The 16,508-nt window shown below is 65.4% G+C and carries 27 protein-coding genes; all 27 read right to left on the bottom strand.

All coding sequences use genetic code 11. The annotated features are described in order from the left end of the window. Window positions 1-30: 30 nt before the first annotated feature. Window positions 31-681: a 50S ribosomal protein L15 gene (gene rplO / locus DW306_RS08685; protein WP_136055208.1), complete on the bottom strand. Its 651-nt coding sequence runs from the start codon at window positions 679-681 to the stop codon at window positions 31-33. Next, window positions 681-866, bottom strand: a complete 186-nt coding sequence (gene rpmD, locus DW306_RS08680; RefSeq protein ID WP_046013417.1) for a 50S ribosomal protein L30 — start codon at window positions 864-866, stop codon at window positions 681-683. Before rpmD ends, rplO begins: the two co-directional genes overlap by 1 nt. Beyond that, window positions 866-1,558 (bottom strand): 30S ribosomal protein S5, encoded by a 693-nt coding sequence (gene rpsE / locus DW306_RS08675; RefSeq protein ID WP_275092146.1) that lies wholly within the window; start codon window positions 1,556-1,558, stop codon window positions 866-868. The genes rpmD and rpsE overlap by 1 nt, the downstream gene beginning before the upstream one ends. Window positions 1,559-1,578: 20 nt before the next feature. Beyond that, the gene (gene rplR, locus DW306_RS08670) at window positions 1,579-1,938 is read right to left on the bottom strand and encodes a 50S ribosomal protein L18 (protein ID WP_136055206.1); all 360 of its coding nucleotides are present in this window, start codon (window positions 1,936-1,938) and stop codon (window positions 1,579-1,581) included. Window positions 1,939-1,940: 2 nt separating this feature from the next. Then, window positions 1,941-2,477, bottom strand: coding sequence for a 50S ribosomal protein L6 (rplF, locus tag DW306_RS08665; protein ID WP_136055205.1), 537 nt, complete (start codon window positions 2,475-2,477; stop codon window positions 1,941-1,943). A 6-nt stretch (window positions 2,478-2,483) separates the two neighbouring features. Further along, entirely contained in the window at window positions 2,484-2,882 is a 399-nt protein-coding gene (rpsH, locus tag DW306_RS08660) for a 30S ribosomal protein S8 (RefSeq protein WP_046013414.1), read from the bottom strand. A 131-nt stretch (window positions 2,883-3,013) separates the two neighbouring features. Then, window positions 3,014-3,604 (bottom strand): 50S ribosomal protein L5, encoded by a 591-nt coding sequence (rplE, locus tag DW306_RS08655; protein WP_136055204.1) that lies wholly within the window; start codon window positions 3,602-3,604, stop codon window positions 3,014-3,016. Then, a complete protein-coding gene (gene rplX / locus DW306_RS08650; protein ID WP_136055203.1) occupies window positions 3,604-3,951 on the bottom strand; it encodes a 50S ribosomal protein L24 in 348 nt (115 codons plus the stop codon). The genes rplE and rplX overlap by 1 nt, the downstream gene beginning before the upstream one ends. Window positions 3,952-3,953: 2 nt before the next feature. Further along, a complete protein-coding gene (rplN, locus tag DW306_RS08645; protein WP_136055202.1) occupies window positions 3,954-4,322 on the bottom strand; it encodes a 50S ribosomal protein L14 in 369 nt (122 codons plus the stop codon). Then, window positions 4,319-4,651, bottom strand: a complete 333-nt coding sequence (gene rpsQ / locus DW306_RS08640; protein ID WP_136055201.1) for a 30S ribosomal protein S17 — start codon at window positions 4,649-4,651, stop codon at window positions 4,319-4,321. Before rpsQ ends, rplN begins: the two co-directional genes overlap by 4 nt. Further along, window positions 4,651-4,968, bottom strand: a complete 318-nt coding sequence (gene rpmC / locus DW306_RS21710; protein WP_017829202.1) for a 50S ribosomal protein L29 — start codon at window positions 4,966-4,968, stop codon at window positions 4,651-4,653. Before rpmC ends, rpsQ begins: the two co-directional genes overlap by 1 nt. Further along, window positions 4,968-5,387, bottom strand: coding sequence for a 50S ribosomal protein L16 (gene rplP, locus DW306_RS08630; protein ID WP_136055200.1), 420 nt, complete (start codon window positions 5,385-5,387; stop codon window positions 4,968-4,970). Before rplP ends, rpmC begins: the two co-directional genes overlap by 1 nt. Then, entirely contained in the window at window positions 5,387-6,142 is a 756-nt protein-coding gene (gene rpsC / locus DW306_RS08625) for a 30S ribosomal protein S3 (RefSeq protein ID WP_017201587.1), read from the bottom strand. Before rpsC ends, rplP begins: the two co-directional genes overlap by 1 nt. Then, window positions 6,142-6,540 carry a 50S ribosomal protein L22 gene (gene rplV / locus DW306_RS08620; RefSeq protein ID WP_116635684.1) on the bottom strand — a complete coding sequence of 133 codons (399 nt, stop codon included), beginning with the start codon at window positions 6,538-6,540 and terminating at the stop codon, window positions 6,142-6,144. The genes rpsC and rplV overlap by 1 nt, the downstream gene beginning before the upstream one ends. Beyond that, on the bottom strand, window positions 6,540-6,821 hold the full coding sequence (gene rpsS / locus DW306_RS08615) for a 30S ribosomal protein S19 (protein ID WP_046013408.1): 282 nt from the start codon (window positions 6,819-6,821) through the stop codon (window positions 6,540-6,542). The genes rplV and rpsS overlap by 1 nt, the downstream gene beginning before the upstream one ends. 12 nt (window positions 6,822-6,833) lie before the next feature. After that, window positions 6,834-7,673, bottom strand: coding sequence for a 50S ribosomal protein L2 (rplB, locus tag DW306_RS08610; protein ID WP_136055199.1), 840 nt, complete (start codon window positions 7,671-7,673; stop codon window positions 6,834-6,836). Window positions 7,674-7,693: 20 nt separating this feature from the next. After that, on the bottom strand, window positions 7,694-8,017 hold the full coding sequence (gene rplW / locus DW306_RS08605; protein ID WP_045278752.1) for a 50S ribosomal protein L23: 324 nt from the start codon (window positions 8,015-8,017) through the stop codon (window positions 7,694-7,696). Beyond that, window positions 8,014-8,676 carry a 50S ribosomal protein L4 gene (rplD, locus tag DW306_RS08600; RefSeq protein WP_136055198.1) on the bottom strand — a complete coding sequence of 221 codons (663 nt, stop codon included), beginning with the start codon at window positions 8,674-8,676 and terminating at the stop codon, window positions 8,014-8,016. Before rplD ends, rplW begins: the two co-directional genes overlap by 4 nt. A 2-nt stretch (window positions 8,677-8,678) precedes the next feature. Continuing rightward, window positions 8,679-9,338 carry a 50S ribosomal protein L3 gene (gene rplC, locus DW306_RS08595; protein WP_136055197.1) on the bottom strand — a complete coding sequence of 220 codons (660 nt, stop codon included), beginning with the start codon at window positions 9,336-9,338 and terminating at the stop codon, window positions 8,679-8,681. An 8-nt stretch (window positions 9,339-9,346) separates the two neighbouring features. Beyond that, window positions 9,347-9,655, bottom strand: coding sequence for a 30S ribosomal protein S10 (gene rpsJ / locus DW306_RS08590; RefSeq protein ID WP_030147986.1), 309 nt, complete (start codon window positions 9,653-9,655; stop codon window positions 9,347-9,349). Window positions 9,656-10,489: 834 nt separating this feature from the next. After that, window positions 10,490-10,702, bottom strand: a complete 213-nt coding sequence (locus tag DW306_RS08585) for a hypothetical protein (protein WP_136055196.1) — start codon at window positions 10,700-10,702, stop codon at window positions 10,490-10,492. Between the two features lie 151 nt (window positions 10,703-10,853). Further along, complete coding sequence (gene tuf, locus DW306_RS08580; RefSeq protein ID WP_045253854.1) at window positions 10,854-12,044, bottom strand: elongation factor Tu; 1,191 nt, start codon at window positions 12,042-12,044, stop codon at window positions 10,854-10,856. Window positions 12,045-12,193: 149 nt separating this feature from the next. Continuing rightward, the gene (gene fusA / locus DW306_RS08575; protein WP_136055195.1) at window positions 12,194-14,311 is read right to left on the bottom strand and encodes an elongation factor G; all 2,118 of its coding nucleotides are present in this window, start codon (window positions 14,309-14,311) and stop codon (window positions 12,194-12,196) included. A gap of 84 nt (window positions 14,312-14,395) precedes the next feature. Next, a complete protein-coding gene (rpsG, locus tag DW306_RS08570) occupies window positions 14,396-14,869 on the bottom strand; it encodes a 30S ribosomal protein S7 (protein WP_116635676.1) in 474 nt (157 codons plus the stop codon). Between the two features lie 5 nt (window positions 14,870-14,874). Then, window positions 14,875-15,243 (bottom strand): 30S ribosomal protein S12, encoded by a 369-nt coding sequence (rpsL, locus tag DW306_RS08565; RefSeq protein WP_017201609.1) that lies wholly within the window; start codon window positions 15,241-15,243, stop codon window positions 14,875-14,877. A gap of 262 nt (window positions 15,244-15,505) precedes the next feature. Further along, window positions 15,506-15,640 (bottom strand): hypothetical protein, encoded by a 135-nt coding sequence (locus tag DW306_RS21705; RefSeq protein WP_275092145.1) that lies wholly within the window; start codon window positions 15,638-15,640, stop codon window positions 15,506-15,508. Window positions 15,641-15,745: 105 nt separating this feature from the next. Then, window positions 15,746-16,393, bottom strand: coding sequence for a spermidine/putrescine ABC transporter substrate-binding protein (locus DW306_RS08560; protein ID WP_205814125.1), 648 nt, complete (start codon window positions 16,391-16,393; stop codon window positions 15,746-15,748). Window positions 16,394-16,508 lie beyond the last annotated feature (115 nt).

Below are 16,508 nucleotides of genomic sequence, written 5' to 3'. Positions count from 1 at the left end.
GAGAATCCTCCGGCCCCTCTTGTGCAGTGGTTACTTGACGGAACCGCCCGCTGCCACGATCTTCTGCTCGGCGGAACCCGAGACCTTGTCGACCGCGACGGTGAGCTTCACGGCGATGTCGCCGTTTCCGAGAACCTTGACCTTCTCGTTCTTGCGAACGGCGCCCTTGGCGACCAGGTCGGTGACGGTGACGTCGCCGCCCTTCGGGTACAGCTCCGCGAGCTTCTCCAGGTTCACGACCTGGTACTCGACGCGGAACGGGTTCTTGAACCCGCGCAGCTTCGGGGTGCGCATGTGCAGAGGCATCTGCCCACCCTCGAAGCCGACGCGAACGGTGTTGCGAGCCTTGGTGCCCTTGGTGCCGCGACCGGCGGTCTTGCCCTTGGAGCCCTCACCGCGACCGACACGGGTCTTCGCGGTGTTGGATCCGGGGACCGGACGCAGGTGGTGCACCTTCAGCACGCCGGGACGGGATGCCGGAGCATCCTTCTTCGGCGCAGCCTTGCTGGCGGCAGGCTTCTTGGCGGGAGCGTCGGCCTTGGCGTCGGCAGCGGCGGTCTTGGCCGGCGCCTTCTTCGCGGTGGGCTTCTTCTCAGCCGTCTTCTTCTCGGCGGCAGCCTTGGGAGCGGCAGCCTTCTTCGGGGCCTTCTCGGCCTCGACGGCGTCGTTCTTCTCAGCCATTAGTCGATCTCCTCAACCTTGACGAGGTGGGCGACGGTCTTGACGTAACCGCGCGTCTGCGCGTCGTCGGGGCGAACGGTGCTGTCACCGATGCGCTTCAGACCGAGGCTGCGCAGCGTGTCACGCTGGTTCTGCTTCTCGCTCACCTTGGACTTGACCTGCGTGACCTTGAGGCGCGAAGCCATCAGGCACCTACCTTCTGTGCGGCGATGGCGTCAGCCTCCGCACGGACGAGACGCGCCGGAGCAACCTGGTCGAACTCGAGGCCACGACGTGCGGCGACCGCACGGGGCTCCTCGAGCTGCTTCAGGGCAGCGACGGTCGCGTGCACGATGTTGATCGTGTTCGACGAACCGAGCGACTTCGACAGCACGTCGTGGATACCGGCGCACTCGAGCACGGCGCGGACCGGACCACCGGCGATGACACCGGTACCGGCAGCAGCCGGACGAAGCAGGACCACACCTGCGGCCGCCTCACCCTGCACGGGGTGCGGGATGGTGCTGGCGACGCGCGGAACGCGGAAGAAGTTGCGCTTGGCCTCTTCGACACCCTTCGAGATCGCCAGGGGGACCTCACGGGCCTTCCCATAGCCGACTCCGACCAGACCGTTGCCGTCACCGACGACCACGAGGGCGGTGAAGCTGAAGCGACGACCACCCTTCACGACCTTCGAGACGCGGTTGATCGTGACGACACGCTCCAGGAACTGGTTGTCTCCGCGGTCGCGCGAGTTGCGGTCGCGGCCGCCACCCTGGTTGCGATCGCGACCGCCGCCGCGGCGGCCTTCGCGAGCAGGCTCGGCCTGGGTCGTGCCGGCGGCCGTCTCAGAGACGACCGGGGCCGTCTCGGGAGCGGCAGCAGCCGTTTCGGTCACTTCGTTCTCCTTGTTGTCACTCACAGTGCCAGACCCCCTTCGCGGGCGCCGTCGGCGATGGCGGCGACACGACCGGCGTAGCGGTTGCCGCCACGGTCGAACACTGCCTCGGAAACGCCTGCGGCCTTCGCGCGCTCGGCGAGGAGCTCGCCGACCTTGCGTGCCTTGGCGGTCTTGTCACCCTCGATGGAGCGCAGGTCGGTCTCGAGCGTCGATGCCGACGCCACGGTGTGACCCTTGCTGTCGTCGACGAGCTGCACGAAGACGTGGCGGGCCGAACGGTTGACGACGAGACGCGGACGCGCCTCGGTGCCGACGACCTTCTTGCGAAGGCGGGCGTGACGACGCGCGCGGGCGTCAGACTTTGACTTGAGAGCCATGGTTACTTACCACTCTTTCCGGCCTTGCGACGCACGTTCTCGCCGGCGTAGCGCACACCCTTGCCCTTGTACGGCTCGGGCTTGCGGATCTTGCGGATGTTGGCAGCTGCCTCGCCGACAGCCTGCTTGTCGATCCCGCTGACGGTGAGCTTGTTGGTGCCCTCGACCGTGAGCGTGATGCCGGCGGGCGGGTCGATCAGGACCGGGTGCGAGAAGCCGAGGGCGAACTCGACCGAGCTGCCCTTCTGAGCCACGCGGTAACCGGTTCCGACGACCTCGAGACCCTTGGTGTAGCCCTGGGTCACGCCGATGATGTTGTTGCTGATGAGCGTGCGGGTCAGGCCGTGAAGCGACCGCGACTCGCGCTCGTCGTCGGGACGGGAGACCAGAACCTGGTTCTCCTCGACCGCGACCTCGATGGGGCTGGCCACCGTGAGGGTGAGTTCACCCTTGGGGCCCTTCACCGCGACCTCACGGCCGTCGACCGAAACGGTGACGCCCGCAGGCACGTCGATGGGAAGTCGTCCAATACGCGACATGAGGGATTACCACACGTAGGCGAGAACTTCTCCGCCCACGCCCTTCTGCTCAGCCTGACGGTCGGTGAGAAGACCGGAGGAAGTGGACAGGATGGCCACGCCGAGGCCGCCGAGCACCTTGGGGAGCTCCGTCGACTTCGCGTACACGCGAAGGCCGGGCTTCGACACGCGCTTGATGCCAGCGATCGAGCGCTCGCGGTTCGGGCCGTACTTCAGCGACAGCGTGAGGTTCTTCCCGACGCGGGCGTCAGAGGTCTCCCAGCCGGCGATGTAGCCCTCCTGCTGGAGGATCTCGGCGATGTGCGTCTTGAGCTTGCTCGACGGCAGGGTCACGGAGTCGTGGTGCGCCGAGTTCGCGTTACGCAGACGGGTCAGCAGATCTGCGACCGGGTCTGTCATTGTCATTGTTGTTTTCCTTTGTTCATGAGGTTCCGGCTGCCGTTACACGACAGACGGCCTGCGATGACACGCAATCTTCAATTGTACGTGCAGATCGACGGGCCCAGTGACCAGTGACCACTGAGCCCGTCGAAGGCTTACGCCTGTGCGTCGGTCGACTGGAACGGGAAGCCGAGGTGGCGGAGCAGTGCCCGGCCCTCGTCATCCGTCTTCGCGGTGGTGACGACGGTGATGTCGAAACCGCGAACCCGGTCGATCTTGTCCTGATCGATCTCGTGGAACACGCTCTGCTCCTGGAGACCGAAGGTGTAGTTGCCGTTGCCGTCGAACTGCTTGGGCGACAGGCCGCGGAAGTCGCGGATGCGCGGCAGTGCAAGCGAGACCAGGCGGTCCACGAACTCCCACGCGCGGTCACCGCGGAGGGTGACGTGCGCGCCGATGGCCTGGCCCTCGCGCAGCTTGAACTGCGCGATGGACTTGCGGGCCTTCGTGACGATCGGCTTCTGGCCGGTGATCTTGGTGAGGTCGTCGACCGCGCCGTCGATCACCTTGCTGTCGCGAGCTGCCTCGCCGACACCGGTGTTCACGACGACCTTGACCAGTCCGGGGATCTGCATGACGTTCGAGTAGCCGAACTCGTCCTGCAGCGCCTTCTTGATCTCGGCGTTGTACTTCTGCTTCAGGCGCGGCTGGATCTTGCCAGCCGGCGCGGCAGTGTCGGTGCTCATCAGAGGTCCTTACCGCTCTTCTTCGCGAAGCGCACGCGGACGGTGCGCTTGACGCCGTCCTTGGTCTTCTCCTCGACCCGGTGGCCGACCTTGGTCGGCTTCTTGGTCGAAGGGTCGACGAGTGCGACGTTCGAGATGTGGATGGGAGCCTCGACAGTCTCGAGGCCACCCGTCTTGGTGCCACGCTGCGTCTGACCGACACGCGTGTGCTTGGTGACGTAGTTCACGCCTTCCACGACGACGCGGTTGCGATCGGACAGGATCTCGAGGACCTTGCCCTGCTTTCCGCGCTGGTCCTTGGATCCGGTGATGACCTGAACCAGGTCACCCTTCTTGATCTTCGCCATGACTAAATAACCTCCGGCGCGAGCGAGACGATCTTCATGAACTTCTTGTCGCGAAGCTCACGACCGACCGGTCCGAAGATGCGGGTGCCGCGAGGCTCCCCGTCTGCCTTCAGGATGACGGCGGCGTTCTCGTCGAACTTGATGTAGGAGCCGTCCGGACGACGGACCTCCTTCTTGGTGCGGACGATGACCGCCTTGACGACGTCGCCCTTCTTCACGTTGCCGCCCGGGATCGCGTCCTTGACGGTCGCGACGATCGTGTCGCCGAGACCGGCGTAACGACGCTTCGAGCCACCGAGCACGCGAATCGTGAGCAGCTCCTTGGCGCCGGTGTTGTCGGCGACCTTGAGGCGGGACTCCTGCTGAATCACTTGGCCTTCTCCAGAATCTCCACCAGACGCCAGCGCTTGGTGGCGCTCAGCGGGCGGGTCTCGTTGATGAGGACCAGGTCGCCGATGCCGGCGGTGTTCGCCTCATCGTGCGCCTTGACCTTCGAGGTGCGGCGGATGACCTTGCCGTAAAGCGGGTGCTTCACGCGGTCCTCGACCTCGACCACGATGGTCTTGTCCATCTTGTCGCTGACGACATAGCCGCGACGCGTCTTGCGGTAACCGCGAGCCGCGGAGTCGCGCACGTCGTGTGCAGCCGACTCGTGCCCTGCGGCCTGCGTCTCCACAGTCGCTTCCTTCTTGGTGGCCATCACTCAGCCTCTTCCTTCACGGCGTCGTCGGCGGAGTCCGCCTTCTTCGCCTTCGACTTGGTCGCCTTCTTGGCCGGAGCCTCGACCGGAGCAGGCGTCGCACGGATGCCCAGCTCGCGTTCGCGGATCACGGTGTAGAGACGCGCGATGTCGCGCTTGACGGCGCGGATGCGGCCGTGGCTCTCCAGCTGGCCGGTGGCCGACTGGAAACGGAGGTTGAACAGCTCCTCCTTGGCCTTGCGCAGCTCCTCAACGAGGCGCTGGTCTTCGAACGTGTCGAGCTCTGCCGGAGCGAGCTCCTTGGTGCCGATCGCCATTACGCGTCGCCCTCCTCGCGCTTGATGATGCGTGCCTTGAGAGGCAGCTTGTGAATGGCACGGGTGAGTGCCTCGCGAGCGAGTTCCTCGCTCACACCGGCGACCTCGAAGAGGACGCGACCCGGCTTGACGTTGGCGACCCACCACTCGGGGGAACCCTTACCGGAACCCATGCGGGTCTCGGCAGGCTTCTTCGTGAGCGGACGGTCGGGATAGATGTTGATCCACACCTTTCCACCACGCTTGATGTGACGGGTCATCGCGATACGAGCGGACTCGATCTGACGGTTCGTCACATACGCGGGCGTCAGGGCCTGGATGCCGAAGTCGCCGAAGGAGACCTTCGTGCCACCGGTGGCCTGACCCGAACGACCCGGGTGGTGCTGCTTGCGGAACTTGACCTTACGGGGGATGAGCATTATGCCGACGCTCCTTCTGCGACAGGTGCCTCGTTGCGCGGCGCGCGGCGGCGGTCGCCACCACGGTCGTCACGACGGGCCTTGGGTGCATTGGCCTGCTCGCGAGCGAGCTCCTTTGCGGTCAGGTCACCCTTGTAGATCCAGACCTTCACGCCGATGCGGCCGAAGGTGGTCTTCGCCTCGTAGAAGCCGTAGTCGATGTTCGCGCGCAGCGTGTGCAGCGGCACACGACCCTCGCGGTAGAACTCCGAACGGCTCATCTCGGCGCCGCCGAGGCGGCCGGAGACCTGGATGCGGATGCCCTTGGCGCCGGCGCGCTGAGCGCCCTGCAGACCCTTGCGCATCGCACGACGGAACGCCACGCGAGCAGAGAGCTGCTCGGCGATGCCCTGTGCGACGAGCTGAGCATCGGCCTCGGGGTTCTTGACCTCGAGGATGTTCAGCTGGATCTGCTTGCCCGAGAGCTTCTCGAGGTCGCCGCGGATGCGCTCGGCCTCGGCGCCACGACGACCGATCACGATGCCCGGACGGGCGGTGTGGATGTCGACGCGGACGCGGTCACGGGTGCGCTCGATCTCGATGTTCGAGACACCGGCGCGGTCGAGCTGCGTCTTCAGCAGGTTGCGGATCTTGATGTCCTCGGCCACGTAGTCGGCGTAGCGCTGGCCCGGCTTCGTCGAATCAGAGAACCAGCGCGAGACGTGGTCCGTCGTGATGCCGAGGCGGAAGCCGTACGGGTTTACCTTCTGTCCCATTACTTGCTCGCCTTCTTCTTGCTGTCGCCCGCGGCGGCCGGAGCCGCCTCAGGCGTCGAGAGCACGACCGTGATGTGGCTCGTGCGCTTCTTGATCTGGAAAGCGCGACCCTGTGCACGGGGCTGGAAACGCTTGAGCGTCGTGCCCTCGTCCACGTACGCGTTGGCCACGTACAGGTCCTGCTCGTCGAGGAACTCGCCGTCGCGATCCGCCTTGACCTGCGCGTTGGCCATGGCCGACGCGACAAGCTTGTAGATCGGCTCGCTGGCGCTCTGCTGCGCGAACTTCAGGATGGCGAGAGCCTCCTGAGCCTGCTTGCCCTTGATGAGCGCGACGACACGACGAGCCTTCTGAGGGGTCACGCGGATGTGTCGCACGCGTGCGATCGATTCGACCATTAGCGGCGCCGCCCCTTCTTGTCGTCCTTCTCGTGGCCGCGGAAGGTGCGGGTGGGCGCGAACTCGCCCAGTTTGTGACCGACCATGGACTCGGACACGAACACAGGGATGTGCTTGCGTCCGTCGTGGACCGCGATCGTGTGACCCAGCATGGCCGGGATGATCATGGACCGGCGAGACCAGGTCTTGATGACGTTCTTGGTGCCGGCTTCGTTCTGCACGACCACCTTGCGAAGCAGGTGATCGTCGACGAAGGGGCCCTTCTTAAGACTGCGAGGCATCTTCTCTTACTCCTACTTGCGCTTCTTGCCGGCGTTACGACGACGCACGATGTACTTGTCGCTTTCCTTGTTGGCGTGACGGGTGCGACCCTCAGCCTGACCCCAGGGGGTGACGGGGTGACGTCCACCGGACGTCTTGCCCTCACCACCACCGTGCGGGTGGTCGACCGGGTTCATGGCGACACCACGCACGGTCGGGCGGACGCCCTTCCAGCGCATGCGGCCGGCCTTGCCCCAGTTGATGTTCGACTGCTCGGCGTTTCCGACCTCGCCGATGGTCGCGCGGCAGCGCGAGTCGACGTTGCGGATCTCACCCGAGGGCAGACGCAGCTGAGCGTAGGGGCCGTCCTTAGCGACGAGACGCACGGATGCGCCCGCCGAACGTGCCATCTTCGCGCCGCCGCCGGGGCGGAGCTCGATCGCGTGGATGACGGTACCCGTCGGGATGTTCTTCAGCGGGAGGTTGTTGCCCGGCTTGATGTCGGCCCCGGCGCCGGACTCGACGACGTCGCCCTGCTTCAGCTTCGCCGGCGCGAGGATGTAGCGCTTCTCGCCGTCGAAGTAGTGCAGCAGCGCGATGCGCGCGGTGCGGTTGGGGTCGTACTCGATGTGAGCGACACGGGCGTTGACGCCGTCCTTGTCATTGCGACGGAAGTCGATGACGCGGTACTGGCGCTTGTGGCCACCACCGATGTGACGGGTCGTGATGCGGCCCTGGTTGTTGCGACCACCGGTCTTCGAGAGCGGGCGCAGCAGCGACTTCTCCGGCGTCGATCGGGTGATCTCGGCGAAGTCAGCCACCGACGAGCCGCGACGGCCCGGGGTCGTGGGCTTGTACTTGCGAATAGCCATGATTGTCCTTATCCCCCGGATCAGCCGATTGCCGTGAAGATGTCGATGGTGCCCGACTTCAGGGTGACGATGGCGCGCTTGGTGTCCTTGCGCTTGCCGGTTCCGAAGCGGGTGCGGCGAGACTTGCCGACGCGGTTGAGGGTGTTGACCCCAGCGACCTTGACGCCGAAGATCTTCTCGATGGCGAGCTTGATCTCGGTCTTCGAAGCGCGCGGGTCGACGAGGAAGGTGTACTTGCCCTCATCGATGAGCCCGTAGCTCTTCTCGGACACGACCGGCTTCAGGATGACGTCGCGCGGGTCCTTGTTCAGGGCCGTCTGGAGAACAGATGCCTGCTCGCTCATGCGGAGACCTCCTGGTTGGCGCCGGACTTGGAGGCGATGAAGCCCTCGAGCGCGGCCTGGGTGAAGACGATGTCGTCGGAGACGAGCACGTCGTAGGCGTTGAGCTGGTCGAACGTCAGCACGTGCAGGTTCGACAGGTTGCGGATGCTCTTCAGCGTCACGTCATCGTTGCGCTCGATCACGACGAGCACGTTCTTCGACGAGACGACGTTGGTGAGGAAGTTCACCGCGGTCTTCGTCGAGGGCGTGCCGTCGATCCCGAAGGACTCGATGGCGTGGATGCGCTCACCGCGGAAGCGATCGCTGAGTGCACCCCGGAGGGCGGCGGCGATCATCTTCTTGGGGGTGCGCTGCGAGTAGTCGCGCGGCTTCGGTCCGTGGACGATGCCACCACCGGTCATGTGCGGTGCGCGGATGGAACCCTGACGGGCGTTACCCGTGCCCTTCTGCTTGAAGGGCTTGCGACCGGCACCGGAGACCTCGCCACGACGCTTGGTCGAGTGCGTGCCCTGGCGAGCCGCCGCGAGCTGCGCGACGACGACCTGGTGGATGAGCGGGATGTTCGTCTTGGCGTCGAACAGCGCGGCGGGAAGCTCGATGGAGCCTGCCTTCTTGCCGTCTGCCTTGAGGACGTCGAGCGCGAGAGTGGAGTCAGCCATGTTCAGGCACCCTTCACTGCGTTGCGGACATAGACGATGCGGCCACGAGCACCGGGGACGGCGCCCTTGACGAGCAGCAGACCCTTCTCGATGTCGACGGCGTGCACCGTGAGGTTGAGGACGGTCACGCGCTCGCCACCCATACGGCCGGCCATGCGCATGCCCTTGAAGACGCGGCTCGGGGTCGACGATGCGCCGATGGAGCCGGGCTTGCGGTGGTTGCGGTGCGAACCGTGGGATGCCGAGACGCCCTTGAAGTTGTGGCGCTTCATGACACCCGCGGTGCCCTTGCCCTTGCTCGTGCCGACGACGTCGACGAGCTGGCCGGCTTCGAAGGTGCCGTCGACCGTGAGTTCCTGACCGAGCGTGTACTCGGCGGCGTCCGCGGTGCGGATCTCGGTGACGTGACGGCGCGGCGTGACGCCGGCCGCTTCGAAGTGAGCCGTGAGGGGCTTGTTCACCTTGCGCGGGTCGATCTGGCCGTACGCGATCTGCACGGCGTTGTAGCCGTCCTTCTCGGGCGTGCGGACCTGGGTGACCACGTTCGAGGCGAGCTCGATGACGGTGACGGGAACGAGCTTGCCGCTCTCGTTCCAGACCTGGGTCATGCCGAGCTTCGTGCCCAGCATGCCCTTGGAAACCTTGGAGTTGATGTCAGCCATGTCGAACCTCAGAGCTTGATCTCGATGTTGACATCGGCCGGGAGGTCGAGACGCATCAGCGAGTCGACAGCCTTGGGCGTCGGGTCGACGATGTCGATCAGACGCTTGTGGGTGCGCATCTCGAAGTGCTCGCGGCTGTCCTTGTACTTGTGCGGCGACCGGATGACGCACACGACGTTCTTCTCGGTCGGAAGCGGCACAGGGCCGACGACGGTCGCGCCCGCACGGGTCACGGTGTCGACGATCTTGCGTGCCGATGAGTCGATGACCTCGTGGTCATACGACTTCAGGCGAATGCGGATTTTCTGTCCCGCCATTGTCTGCTCACTCTCTTCAGGCGTCTTACCGTCCTGGGCCGGGTGACCCAGGGGCATTGGACGCACGTCGGCGCTGTTCGCGCCTTCGGCACGCGGACGACTCTCGCGAGCCGATCTGCTGCACCACTGTTCTCATGTCAGCCGCGTGTCTTCCGACATGCGGATGCCGACCTCCGCCGCGCACGGCGAACCCTCTCGGAAGAAGGTGTCGGGGATTGTTCTGCTACCCGCGGCCTAGAACCCTGCACCATCCCGGAGGAGGCGCCGTCTATGCACTGCCCTGGCAGTGATCCCTCGCACGCACAGCGGCGACGGAATATCGAACCTGTCTATTCTGCCATGCCCGATTTCACTTCTGCAAACCCGGGCGTGTCGCGCCTCGCCCGCCGACCTCTGAACGGGTCGGAAACGGGGTCAGATCGAGGAGGAGAGCGGGGCGAGGCATCCCCATGCCTCGCCCCGCTTGGGGAGGACGTTCAGTGCGAGGGGGCACACCGAACGCGAGGATGCCGGCGTGAAGGGACGCCGGCATCCTCGATCGAGGGCGCGACGGATGATGACCCGCCGCGCAGGCAGGGAGACGCTCAGGCGCACAGAGTGCGCGCGTCGTACGATGATCCCCAAGATCGTTTTTCCCCAGTTTGTTCGCGAGTGACGCGAGTTTCGGGAGCCGAACCCCTTCGGCAACCCCGACCGCAAGATCCCCAGGCGGTCTCGAACATCATACGTGGTCCAGGGCCTCCTGCGCGAGTCCACGAGCACCGAAATACTGGCTGGACGCGAGAAACGGCGGTTCACCATGGGTGAACCGCCGTCTCACGTACGGGTCGAGACCTACTGGTTGCCGACCGCCTTGTCGGCCTCGTCGCGGATCTCGTCGATCTTGTCTGCCGCACCGGGAGCGATCTTCTTGGCGAAGTCCGCGACACCGTCGAGGACCTTGTCGCTGATGTCCTCGGCCTGTTCGCTCTTGACGGCCTCGGCGATCTTGTCCTTGTTCTGCTCGTACAGGTCCTTGCCCTTGTTGACGGCGTCCTCGATACCCATGATTCCCCTTCTCAGGTGTGTGCTGCCGACCGGTAGGGATCGGCAAGACTCATTGTGCATCCCCGCCCCGGCAAAGGGAACCCTTGCGACGGACGTTAACGACAGAGGGGCCGGACCCGAAGGTCCGACCCCTCTGCGAGGAAGCAGATGCTTACTTGATGATCTTCGTGACCGTACCGGCGCCGACGGTGCGTCCACCCTCACGGATGGCGAAGCCGAGGCCCTCCTCCATGGCGATCGGCTGGATCAGCTCGACCGTCACGTCGGTGGTGTCGCCGGGCATGACCATCTCGGTGCCCTCAGGCAGCGTGATGACGCCGGTGACGTCGGTGGTGCGGAAGTAGAACTGCGGGCGGTAGTTCGTGTAGAAGGGGTTGTGACGCCCACCCTCGTCCTTGGAGAGGATGTACGCGGTGCCCGCGAAGTCGGTGTGCGGCGTGACCGAACCCGGCTTGACGATGACCTGACCGCGCTCGACGTCCTCACGCTTCGTACCACGGAGCAGGAGACCGCAGTTCTCGCCGGCCCAGGCCTCGTCGAGCTGCTTGTGGAACATCTCGATACCCGTGACCGTGGTCTTGACGGTCGGACGGAGTCCGACGATCTCGACCTCGGAGTTGATGGCCAGCGTGCCACGCTCGGCGCGACCCGTGACGACGGTTCCACGACCGGTGATCGTGAAGACGTCCTCGACGGGCATCAGGAACGGCTTGTCCTTGTCGCGCACCGGGTCCGGAACGTTGTTGTCCACGGCTTCCATGAGGTCGAGGATGGACTGGGTCCACTTCTCGTCGCCCTCGAGGGCCTTCAGAGCGGAGACGCGGACGACAGGAGCGTCCTCGGCGAAGCCCTGCGAGGCGAGCAGCTCGGAGACCTCGAGCTCGACGAGCTCCAGGATCTCCTCGTCGTCGACCATGTCGGCCTTGTTCAGCGCGACGAGCAGGTACGGCACGCCGACCTGCTTGGCGAGCAGGACGTGCTCACGCGTCTGAGCCATCGGGCCGTCGGTGGCGGCGACCACGAGGATCGCGCCGTCCATCTGAGCCGCACCGGTGATCATGTTCTTGACGTAGTCGGCGTGGCCGGGGGCGTCGACGTGCGCGTAGTGGCGCTTGGGGGTCTCGTACTCGATGTGCGAGATGTTGATGGTGATACCACGCTGGCGCTCTTCCGGCGCCGAGTCGATGGAAGCGAAGTCGCGCTGCACGTTGGTGTCAGACGGGAACTTGTCAGCAAGCACCTTCGAGATCGCTGCGGAGAGCGTGGTCTTGCCGTGGTCAACGTGACCGATGGTTCCGATGTTGACGTGCGGCTTGGTCCGCTCGAACTTGGCCTTAGCCACTGGGTCCTCCTCAGGACGTCATGTAGAGGGTGCCGGGCACTGGTTTGCGACCGGTTCTCTACGGGTGTGAATCTCAGTTTAGTAGAGAGGGAATGTGAAGTTGTAGGTGACCTGAGAGCCGGGCCGGAACCCGGCTCTCAGGAAGATGATTACTCGCCGCCCTGGTGCTTCTGGACGATCTCGTCGGCCACGTTCCGGGGAACCTCAGCGTAGCTGTTGAACTCCATCGAGTAGACGGCGCGACCCGAGGTCTTCGAGCGCAGGTCGCCGATGTAGCCGAACATCTCGGACAGCGGCACGTGTGCACGCACGACCTTGACGCCTGCGGCATCCTCCATCGACTGGATCTGGCCACGACGCGAGTTCAGGTCGCCGATGACGTCGCCCATGTACTCCTCGGGCGTGCGCACCTCGACGGCCATCAGCGGCTCGAGCAGCACGGGGTTCGCGCGGCGCAGAGCCTCCTTGAAGCCCATGGAGCCGGCGATCTTGAACGCCATCTCCGAGGAGTCGACGTCGTGCGCGGCACCATCGACGATGGTCGCCTTGACGCCGACGATCGGGTAGCCCGCGAGGACTCCGACGTTCATCGCGTCCTGGAAACCGGCGTCGATCGATCCGATGTACTCACGAGGGATGCGACCACCGGTGACGGCGTTCACGAACTCGTAGGTCTTCTCGTCGTCCAGATCGAGGGGCTCGATGTTGAACTGGATCTTGGCGAACTGGCCCGACCCACCCGTCTGCTTCTTGTGGGTGTAGTCGTACTTCTCGACGGCCTTGCGGATCGTCTCGCGGTACGCCACCTGCGGCTTGCCGACGTTCGCCTCGACGTTGAACTCGCGCTTCATGCGATCGACGAGGATGTCGAGGTGCAGCTCGCCCATGCCCTTGATGGTCGTCTGACCGGTCTCGGGGTTGAGCTCCGTGCGGAAGGTCGGGTCCTCCTCAGCGAGCTTCTGGATGGCGACACCCAGCTTCTCCTGGTCGGCCTTGGTCTTCGGCTCGATCGCGACCTCGATGACGGGCTCGGGGAACGTCATCGACTCGAGGACGACCGGCGAGGTCGGGTCGGTCAGGGTGTCACCGGTGGTGGTGTCCTTCAGACCGATGACCGCGTAGATGTTTCCGGCGGTCACCGAGGCGACGGGGATCTCCTTGTTGGCGTGCATCTGGAAGATCTTGCCGATGCGCTCCTTCTTGCCCTTGGTCGAGTTCACGACCGCGGAACCGGAGTCGAGGTGACCCGAGTAGACGCGCACGTAGGTGAGGCGACCGAAGAACGGGTGCACCGCGACCTTGAACGCCAGCGCCGCGAACGGGTCGTTGGCGTCGGGGTGACGCTCGATGATCGTGTCGTAGTCCTTCGGGTCGTGCGCCTCGATCGAGCCCACGTCGAGCGGGTTCGGCAGGTAGTCGACGACCGCATCGAGCATCGGCTGCACGCCGCGGTTCTTGAAGGCCGAGCCGCAGAGGACCGGGTAGATCTCGGAAGCCACGGTGAGCATGCGGATCGCGCCCTTGATCTCGGCGACGGTCAGCTCTTCGCCGCCGAAGAACTTCTCGAGCAGCGCGTCGTCGGTCTCGGCGACGGTCTCGAGGAGCTGCTGACGGTACTCGTCGGCCTTCTCCTTGAGGTCGGCCGGGATCTCCTGGATCTCGTAGGAGGCGCCCATGGTGACGTCACCCTTGGAGTCACCCGCCCACACCAGTGCGCGCATCTCGACCAGGTCGACGACGCCGATGAAGTCGTTCTCCGCGCCGATGGGCAGCTGGATGACCAGCGGCTTCGCGCCGAGGCGGTTGATGATCGTGTCGACCGTGAAGTAGAAGTCGGCGCCGAGCTTGTCCATCTTGTTGACGAAGCAGATGCGCGGGACGTTGTACTTGTCGGCCTGACGCCACACGGTCTCGGACTGGGGCTCGACGCCCTCCTTGCCGTCGAAGACGGCGACGGCACCGTCGAGGACGCGGAGCGAGCGCTCCACCTCGACCGTGAAGTCCACGTGACCGGGGGTGTCGATGATGTTGATCTGGTTCTTGTTCCAGTAGCAGGTCACGGCGGCAGACGTGATCGTGATGCCGCGCTCCTTCTCCTGCTCCATCCAGTCGGTGGTCGAGGCGCCATCGTGCGTCTCGCCGAGCTTGTGGTTGACGCCCGTGTAGAACAGGATGCGCTCGGTCGTCGTCGTCTTGCCGGCATCGATGTGCGCCATGATGCCGATGTTGCGGACCTTGCTCAGGTCGGTGAGCACGTCTTGTGCCACAGGAGTGTCCTTATCTTTTCGTGCAGTGGTACTGCGCGGAGGGGGTGCCCGCTCCCGGCGTGTGACCGGGAGCGGGCGAAGTGTTTACCAGCGGTAGTGAGCGAACGCGCGGTTCGACTCGGCCATCTTGTGCGTGTCTTCGCGGCGCTTGACCGCGGCACCCAGGCCGTTCGACGCGTCCAGGATCTCGTTCTGCAGACGCTCGGTCATCGTCTTCTCACGACGACCCTTCGCGTAGCTGACGAGCCAGCGCAGCGCGAGGGTGTTCGCGCGGTGCGGCTTGACCTCGACCGGAACCTGGTAGGTCGAGCCACCGACGCGGCGGCTGCGGACCTCGAGGGTCGGGCGCACGTTGTCGAGCGCCTTCTTGAGGGTGGCGACGGCGTCCTGGCCGCCGTTCTTCGCCTCGACGCCGCGGAGGGCGCCGTAGACGATGGACTCGGCGAGCGACTTCTTGCCGTCGACGAGGATCTTGTTCACCAGCGAGGTGACGATCGGAGCGCCGTATACCGGGTCGTTGACGACGGGGCGCTTGGGGGCGGGACCCTTACGAGGCATCTAACTCAACCCTTCTTCGCGCCGTAGCGGGAACGAGCCTGCTTACGGTTCTTGACTGCCTGGGTGTCCAGGGCGCCACGGACGATCTTGTAACGCACACCGGGGAGGTCCTTGACACGACCACCGCGGACGAGCACCAGGGAGTGCTCCTGGAGGTTGTGGCCCTCACCGGGGATGTACGCGGTGACCTCGGTGCCGTTGCGGAGCTTCACACGAGCGACCTTGCGCATCGCCGAGTTCGGCTTCTTCGGGGTGGTGGTGTAGACGCGGGTGCAGACCCCGGCCTGCTGCGGGTTCGACTTCAGGGCGGGCGCCTTGGTCTTGGTGACCTTGGGCGAGCGACCCTTGCGAACCAACTGCTGAATGGTTGGCACGTTCTCTCCTCATAGTGCTGCACGGTGACAGCGTGATGGGTTTCACATCATGACCCACCGGCACGCCGGAATCGGCGGGCTTTGTGGTGTGGTGGGTATGCCGTGGAGGCGGACCGGCAAGGTGCCGACGCCCAGCGCGCACGTCAAGACGTGCACACACCTGATCAAGTGTAATGCCGCGTAACGAACCGGTCAAATGAGCGCACAAGAAAGCCCCGCAGCGTGCTGCGGGGCTTTCGGGTCCGTCGGGAGCTGACGGAGATCAGGCGTTGGGGCCGAAGAGGTCCCAGATCAGCGCTGCGTCGGGGGTCAGCCACCACGGGTCATCGAAGGGAGGGAATTCGATCACGGTCGATCCTTTCGTCGGAGCAGCGCCGCCCTCGACGCTGCTGCGCATCCGTTCCTGCGCGGGGGGCAGGAATCCCGGTCAGGCTAGGTTCGCGCGGTGCCGCAAAGCAATGGATCTGAGCGCTGTATGCCGATACATCAGGATGCTGCGGGACTATGCGGCATCCGGATCGAACGGAGAGTCCAGAGACTGCGTGAGTTCCGCGAGCAGTGCCTCGATCTGCGGCTCGACATGCTGCGAGATGGCGGCCTGGATGTGCAGGCGGTGCCGGAGCAGGATGCCGCAGATCTCGCGCCCGACCATGTTGGCGTACTCGTCGGCGAGAGCGACCTCCTGACGGAGCGCGACCTTCGCCTCCTCGGTCAGCGGAGGCAGCGGAGGGAGCTCGTCGGTGGCGTCGTCGGCGAGCCCGGCGATCGTGAAGAGGAACGGGGCGCCCGGCACGGGCTCGGGGTCGAGCGGCAGACCGTCGAACTCGGGATCGAGGTCTTCTGCCGGCCGGTAGCTGCGCGCACGGTTCCGGGCGGCCTGATCGTCCAGCTCGCGCTGCAGCATGGGGAGGTTCCGCGCCGTGTAGTCGGCGACCGCGTGGTCGACGATCGTCTTCATCCGCGTCGAGAGTCCGTGCTGCACGCCGTGCGGCGCATTGGCGCCGATGCCGGCCGCGGACAGGATCGGCGATCCGAGGCACCGACGGCACGGCGCGACGCGACCGCGATGAGTCGCCGGCTCCCAGCGCGGCACCCAGCGCAACCAGGCCTCGACGGCCTGGTCGACCTGCGTCTCCAATGAGCGCTCCACGACACCAGCGTACGGCGCGCCGCGCGGTGCCGCCGCGATTTCCCGCGTCACGGCGGGGCGTCACTCGTCCTCGTCGCCCTCCCAGGGCCAGCGCGGCTGTGCCGCGCGAGTGCGG

Source organism: Microbacterium sp. K24 (genome assembly GCF_004794465.1).
Lineage (GTDB): Bacteria > Actinomycetota > Actinomycetes > Actinomycetales > Microbacteriaceae > Microbacterium.
This window is presented reverse-complemented; position numbering and strand designations above follow the sequence as displayed.

Coding starts and splice junctions, on each gene's coding strand:
- rplO (WP_136055208.1), bottom strand. CDS start 681: ATGGCTGAGAAGAACGACGCCGTCGAGGCCGAGAAGGCCCCGAAGAAG.
- rpmD (WP_046013417.1), bottom strand. CDS start 866: ATGGCTTCGCGCCTCAAGGTCACGCAGGTCAAGTCCAAGGTGAGCGAG.
- rplR (WP_136055206.1), bottom strand. CDS start 1,938: ATGGCTCTCAAGTCAAAGTCTGACGCCCGCGCGCGTCGTCACGCCCGC.
- rplF (WP_136055205.1), bottom strand. CDS start 2,477: ATGTCGCGTATTGGACGACTTCCCATCGACGTGCCTGCGGGCGTCACC.
- rpsH (WP_046013414.1), bottom strand. CDS start 2,882: ATGACAATGACAGACCCGGTCGCAGATCTGCTGACCCGTCTGCGTAAC.
- rplE (WP_136055204.1), bottom strand. CDS start 3,604: ATGAGCACCGACACTGCCGCGCCGGCTGGCAAGATCCAGCCGCGCCTG.
- rplX (WP_136055203.1), bottom strand. CDS start 3,951: ATGGCGAAGATCAAGAAGGGTGACCTGGTTCAGGTCATCACCGGATCC.
- rpsQ (WP_136055201.1), bottom strand. CDS start 4,651: ATGGCCACCAAGAAGGAAGCGACTGTGGAGACGCAGGCCGCAGGGCAC.
- rpmC (WP_017829202.1), bottom strand. CDS start 4,968: ATGGCGATCGGCACCAAGGAGCTCGCTCCGGCAGAGCTCGACACGTTC.
- rplP (WP_136055200.1), bottom strand. CDS start 5,387: ATGCTCATCCCCCGTAAGGTCAAGTTCCGCAAGCAGCACCACCCGGGT.
- rpsC (WP_017201587.1), bottom strand. CDS start 6,142: ATGGGACAGAAGGTAAACCCGTACGGCTTCCGCCTCGGCATCACGACG.
- rplV (WP_116635684.1), bottom strand. CDS start 6,540: ATGGTCGAATCGATCGCACGCGTGCGACACATCCGCGTGACCCCTCAG.
- rpsS (WP_046013408.1), bottom strand. CDS start 6,821: ATGCCTCGCAGTCTTAAGAAGGGCCCCTTCGTCGACGATCACCTGCTT.
- rplB (WP_136055199.1), bottom strand. CDS start 7,673: ATGGCTATTCGCAAGTACAAGCCCACGACCCCGGGCCGTCGCGGCTCG.
- rplW (WP_045278752.1), bottom strand. CDS start 8,017: ATGAGCGAGCAGGCATCTGTTCTCCAGACGGCCCTGAACAAGGACCCG.
- rplD (WP_136055198.1), bottom strand. CDS start 8,676: ATGGCTGACTCCACTCTCGCGCTCGACGTCCTCAAGGCAGACGGCAAG.
- rplC (WP_136055197.1), bottom strand. CDS start 9,338: ATGGCTGACATCAACTCCAAGGTTTCCAAGGGCATGCTGGGCACGAAG.
- rpsJ (WP_030147986.1), bottom strand. CDS start 9,655: ATGGCGGGACAGAAAATCCGCATTCGCCTGAAGTCGTATGACCACGAG.
- DW306_RS08585 (WP_136055196.1), bottom strand. CDS start 10,702: ATGGGTATCGAGGACGCCGTCAACAAGGGCAAGGACCTGTACGAGCAG.
- rpsG (WP_116635676.1), bottom strand. CDS start 14,869: ATGCCTCGTAAGGGTCCCGCCCCCAAGCGCCCCGTCGTCAACGACCCG.
- DW306_RS21705 (WP_275092145.1), bottom strand. CDS start 15,640: ATGCGCAGCAGCGTCGAGGGCGGCGCTGCTCCGACGAAAGGATCGACC.